We start from the raw sequence: 5538 nt of genomic DNA on the forward strand, positions 1-5538 counted from the left end.
GAAGAGAGCATCATCGTCGGCAACACCGTGATGTACGGCGCCATTCAAGGCGAGTGCTACTTCCGCGGCATCGCCGGCGAGCGTTTTGCCGTGCGAAATTCCGGCGCCGTGGCGGTGGTCGAGGGCGCGGGCGATCATTGCTGCGAATACATGACCGGCGGCATCGTGGTCGTGCTCGGCAAGACCGGGCGCAACTTCGCGGCCGGCATGTCGGGCGGCATCGCCTATGTGCTGGACGAGACCGGCGACTTCGACAGGCTGTGCAACATGGCGATGGTCGAGCTCGAGCCGGTGCTGTCGGAAGAGCTGATCAACGCCGGCACCTATCACCACTCCGGTGACCTCGAGGCGCACGGCCGGGTCGACGTGTTCAAGGACCTGCTCGCCTCCGACGTCGAGCGGCTGCATGTCCTGATCACCCGCCATGCCAAGGCGACCGGCTCCAGGCGCGCTGCCGACATCCTGGCCAACTGGAAGGACTGGCTGCCCAAATTCCGCAAGGTGATGCCGGTCGAATACCGGCGCGCGCTGCGCGAGATGGCCGCCAACGCGGACGCCGAGCCGAAAATCGCGATCGGGGCTTAGGACATCAGCGCCCGTCATTGCGAGCGCAGCGAAGCAATCCAGACTTTCTACTCGGAAGCAGACTGGATTGCTTCGTCGCAAGAGCTCCTCGCAATGACGGTGAGGAAACAACAAACGATTAGACGGCAGGGACTTCGGGTTTAATGGGCAAGATCACGGGTTTTCTCGAAATCGAACGGCATGACCGCAAGTACACCCCGGTCGCCGAGCGCGTGAAGCATTTCCACGAGTTCGTCGTTCCCCTCTCCGAAAAGGAAACGCGCGACCAGGCCGCGCGCTGCATGAACTGCGGCATTCCCTATTGCCACGGCACCGGCTCGGTCTCGCCCGGTACACCGGGCTGCCCGGTCAACAACCAGATCCCGGACTGGAACGACCTCGTCTACCAGGGCAACTGGGAAGAGGCCTCGCGCAATCTGCACTCGACCAACAATTTCCCGGAGTTCACGGGGCGCATCTGTCCGGCGCCGTGCGAAGCCTCCTGCACGCTCAACATCGACGACAACCCCGTCACCATCAAGACCATCGAATGCGCGATCGTCGACCGCGCCTGGGACAATGGCTGGCTGAAGCCCGAGGTCGCCGCCCACAAGACCGGCAAGAAGGTCGCGGTGATCGGCTCGGGTCCGGCCGGCATGGCCTGCGCGCAGCAGCTCGCACGCGCCGGCCACGACGTGCATCTGTTCGAGAAGTTCGCCAAGGCCGGCGGCCTGCTGCGCTACGGCATCCCCGACTTCAAGATGGAAAAGGGCGTCATCGACCGCCGCGTCACGCAGATGGAAGGCGAAGGCGTCACCTTCCACTACAACAGCCATGTCGGCGTCGACGGCAATGTCGATCCGCGCGAGATGCTCAACGAGTACGACGCCGTCGCGCTGACCGGCGGCGCCGAAGCCCCGCGCGACCTGCCGATCCCCGGCCGCGACCTCGCCGGCATCCACTACGCGATGGATTTCCTGCCGCAGCAGAACCGCCGCGTGTCCAATGAACCGTTGAACGGCGTCCAGGAGATTCTGGCCGGCGGCAAGCATGTCGTCGTCATCGGCGGCGGCGACACGGGATCCGACTGCATCGGCACCTCGCTGCGCCAGGGCGCGCTCTCCGTGACCCAGCTCGAGATCATGCCCGCTCCGCCCGAGCACGAGAACAAGGGCCTGACGTGGCCGAACTGGCCGCTGAAGATGCGGACGTCCTCGAGCCAGGCCGAAGGCGCGGTCCGCGAATTCGCCGTGCTGACGCAGAAGTTTTCGGGCGATAACGGCAAGGTCAAGAAGCTGCATTGCGTGCGCGTCGACGACAAGTTCAAGCCGATCGCCGGCACCGAGTTCGAGCTCGACGCCGACCTCGTCCTGCTCGCGATGGGCTTCGTCCATCCCGTGCACGAGGGCCTTTTGAAGCTGCTGTCGGTCGAGCTCGACCCGCGCGGCAACGTCAAGGCCAACACGCTCGACTACCAGACCTCACGCCCGAACGTGTTCACCGCCGGTGACATGCGCCGCGGCCAATCGCTGGTGGTCTGGGCCATCCGCGAGGGCCGGCTGTGCGCCAGGTCGATCGATACGTTCCTGATGGGGAAGACGGATCTGCCGCGCTGAACTTTGCGCGAGCCGCGCAAGCTCGGAGTCAGGCAATAAATCCGCTGTCGTCCTGGCGAAAGCCAGGACCCATACCGCGTGATCCCTCGATCGTTGGCCGGTCGCAGTACCAAACGACGAGTCTTCGCCAAACTACTCCCTGGGGTGATGGGTCCTGGCTTTCGCCAGGACGACACCTCGGGCTTGGTATCGCCAATGGCAACGGCCACACGCGCTAATTCTGCAGCCTCACCCCGACCATCGCCACCGTGCCCTGCGAGCTTGACCCCGCCTGGTTCGAATCCAGGATGTCGTGGCGCAGCGTGCCCTTGATCCAGATGTTGCGGTTGAGCTTGTAGATCAGATTGCTTTCGAACGAGTAGGTCTTGTCGTTGCGATTCTGGCCCTGGTAGTCGTAGGTGCCGTAGGTGAATTTGCCGACGGCAGTGAGCCAGCGGCGGAAGTCGTGATCGACTTCGACCCCGTAGGTATGCACCAGCACGCCGGAGGAGCCGGGGATAGTGGTCTCGGCGATCTGCGTGTCGGTGGCGAATTTCACCGTGGTGAGGCCGCTTGCATTCCAGATCAGCGAGCCCGAGGTCAGGAAGCCGGCGAGCTGGCTCAAGCGCGGATCGACGTAGTTGCGCGCGGAATAGCCGACCGAGACCTCGCCGGTGAGGATGCGCGAGAACTCGAAGGACGTGCCGACCTTGGCGTAGCCGCCGTTCGAATCGCGGAAGAAGCCGTTGCGGTCGGCGGCCTGGTCATGGACGCGGGTGTCGCCCTGGATCTCGACGAACGGCTTCAGCCCCGGCTTGAGGTCGTAGGAGAAGCGCCCCACGCCGCCATACTGGTTGAAGTCGCGGTCATCGTTGCTGAAGGTCGAGCCGTCGGTGAGTTTCGAGTTGGTGTAGGCGGTGCGATCGACGGTCGCGCCAGCCGCGACCTGGAAGCGGTTGAAGGTCTGGTCGAAGCCGACGGTCGTGCCATAGGTGGCATAAACAGGAAATTTCTGCAGGCCGGCCTGCACGTTCGGGCTGCCGGGATTATCGGTGGCGAGCCGCAGGCGCAGCTGCGAGGTCAGCTTGAGATCGCGATTGACGTCGATGCGGCCGTCGACATGGCCGGTGAAATCGGGGCGGTCGACCTCGACCGGCGAGGGCGAGGCAAAGCCGTCGATCGTCGCCGGCATGTTGTTGGTGTAGCCCGAGAACGAGCCGCGCAGATCCGCGACCAGCGCGTGGCGCTCCCAATCGGACGCCACGAGCAGGTCGGGCGCGACGACATAGGCCGGCGAGCCGACCGGCTTGTTCAAGCGCGCCGGGTTGGTGTCGTAGCCTGTGGAGAGCTCGAGCCCGCCCTTGATCAGGAAGCTGCCGGCATAGTCGCCGACCGCGCCGAATGCATCCTCGTCGAGCTTGAGGCGGCGGCGCAGCGGCTGGCCGGGCACGTTGCCGGCCAGCGCCGGCGGCACCGGTGTCTTGTGCGCGGTCTCGGAGGGCGGCGGCGCGATGCGCGGCGGGCCGAGCGTTCGCTCCGGCGTTGCCGGCGGCACCGGCGAGCCGGGGCCGACCGGGCGCTTCGGCTTCGGCTGTCCGGGATAGAGCTTCGGCTGCTGTCGCTTGCGGTTGAGCGAATCGTAGCCGGAGGCGCTGGCGCCATTGGCGGCAGGCAGGCCGTAGAGCGGGACCTGGTTGGTCGGGTTTGGGTTGGTCGGGTTTTGGCTGTTCGGGTTCTGGCCTGGGCGCGCCGGCGCCTGCTGGCGCTTGCGCAAATCGGCATTGGGATCTGGCAGCGTCGGCAGTGCATCCGAGGGTGCCTGCGGCACGCCCGCGGTCCGGCGCGTCGGCAGCGTGTCGGGCGATGCGAAGCCACCGCGGTTAGGACTGAACAGATCGGGGGTGAGGCTCTGGGCCGCCCCGGGGGCGCTTCCGAGGACCGTCAGCGCAAAGCACGGCAAAGCCGCGCGCAGAAAATGCGCGCGCTTGCTCCGGCTCGTGCCTGGAGACGACCCCACGATGGAAGAACTCCAACGAAATCAAACACTTTCGCGATCATCCCAGCCGATCGGCGGGAACTATCGTTAATGGAGTTAAAACAATTATGGTTAACGACCGGTTGAGGGTTGGGGCGCCCTCGTCGCCTCGAAGGCCGTGGCGTGCTAAGCAGGCGCCAACGGACGAACGCCCCTCCTCCCTGGACCAGAACATGCCGAGTTCGAAACCGCTGATGACCCAATCATCCGGCCCCATTCCCGACAGCGTCGAATCCGCACTCCGCACGCTGGAAACGGAGAGCGGCGGTATCAACGCGCTCGCCGCCGCCCTGCGCGGCCCGCTGGGCGCGAGCTTCGCCCAGGCGGTCGATCTGATCCGCAACGCGAAGGGCCGCGTCATCGTCACCGGACTCGGCAAGTCGGGCCATATGGGCCGCAAGATCGCGGCAACGCTGGCCTCGACCGGCACGCCCGCCTTCTTCGTGCACACCGCCGAAGCCGCCCATGGCGACCTCGGCATGATCACCACCGACGACGTCATCATGGCGCTGTCCTGGTCCGGCGAGCAGCCGGAGATGAAGACGCTGGTGAACTATTCCGCGCGGTTCGCGATCCCCATGATCGCGGTGACGTCGAACGCGGCGTCCTCGCTCGGACAAGCGGCCGACATCGTGATCGAGCTGCCGAAGGCGCGCGAGGCCTGCCCGCACAATCTGGCGCCGACCACCTCGACCCTGATGCAGGCCGCGATCGGCGATGCGCTCGCGATCGCCCTGCTCGAAGGCCGCGGCTTCACCGCGCTGGAGTTCGCGCATTTCCACCCCGGCGGCAAGTTAGGGGCGATGCTGAAGTTCGTCCGCGACTACATGCGCACCGGCGCGGAGATCCCGGTCAAGCCGCTCGGCACCAAGATGTCGGACGCGGTGATGGAGATGTCGGCCAAGGGCCTCGGCTGCGTCTGCATCATCAACGATGCGGCCGAGGCTGTCGGCATCATCACCGACGGCGACCTGCGCCGTCACATGCGGCCGGACCTGCTGACGGCATCGGTCGATGACGTCATGACCAGGCAGCCGAAAACCGTGCCGCCCTCGATGCTGGCCACCGAGATGATCGAGGTGCTGAACACCCGCAAGATCACGACGCTGGTGGTGACCGAGGCGGACAAGGTGGTGGGCATCGTGCACCTGCACGATCTGCTGCGGGCGGGCGTGGCGTAGCGCACGCGCGCTCTCCTCCGTCATTGCGAGCGTAGCGAAGTAATCCAGACTGCCTCCGCGGAAAGACTCTGATCTTCCCCCAAAAAAGTGGACATGGATCAAGCCGATTTTAGCTCCATCTCGACCGGGCTGATATAGCCGATGGCCGAGTGTCTTCGGGTCT

Annotated in this window: 4 protein-coding genes; 3 read left to right on the forward strand and 1 reads right to left on the reverse strand. The window is 65.5% G+C overall.

The genetic code is table 11. The annotated features are described in order from the left end of the window. Both ABIB80_RS39105 and ABIB80_RS39110 read left to right on the forward strand, forming a co-directional pair. On the forward strand, positions 1-585 hold a 585-nt coding region (locus tag ABIB80_RS39105; RefSeq protein WP_502918782.1), incomplete at its 5' end, for a GltB/FmdC/FwdC-like GXGXG domain-containing protein. Positions 586-728: 143 nt separating this feature from the next. Then, complete coding sequence (locus ABIB80_RS39110; RefSeq protein WP_007597139.1) at positions 729-2180, forward strand: glutamate synthase subunit beta; 1452 nt, start codon at positions 729-731, stop codon at positions 2178-2180. 214 nt (positions 2181-2394) lie between these two features. Here the strand turns inward: ABIB80_RS39110 and ABIB80_RS39115 are convergent, their stop codons facing one another. Beyond that, positions 2395-4176, reverse strand: a complete 1782-nt coding sequence (locus ABIB80_RS39115; RefSeq protein WP_354129627.1) for an outer membrane beta-barrel protein — start codon at positions 4174-4176, stop codon at positions 2395-2397. A gap of 191 nt (positions 4177-4367) precedes the next feature. Between ABIB80_RS39115 and ABIB80_RS39120 the strand changes: the two genes are divergently transcribed. After that, positions 4368-5375 (forward strand): KpsF/GutQ family sugar-phosphate isomerase, encoded by a 1008-nt coding sequence (locus ABIB80_RS39120; RefSeq protein WP_354129628.1) that lies wholly within the window; start codon positions 4368-4370, stop codon positions 5373-5375. Positions 5376-5538 lie beyond the last annotated feature (163 nt).

The organism is Bradyrhizobium sp. i1.15.2, assembly GCF_040548425.1.
Classification (GTDB): Bacteria; Pseudomonadota; Alphaproteobacteria; order Rhizobiales; family Xanthobacteraceae; genus Bradyrhizobium; species Bradyrhizobium canariense.

What these genes read in the sequence shown, in the direction of transcription:
- ABIB80_RS39110 (WP_007597139.1), top strand. Translation starts at nt 729, where the DNA reads ATGGGCAAGATCACGGGTTTTCTCGAAATCGAACGGCATGACCGCAAG.
- ABIB80_RS39120 (WP_354129628.1), top strand. Translation starts at nt 4,368, where the DNA reads ATGCCGAGTTCGAAACCGCTGATGACCCAATCATCCGGCCCCATTCCC.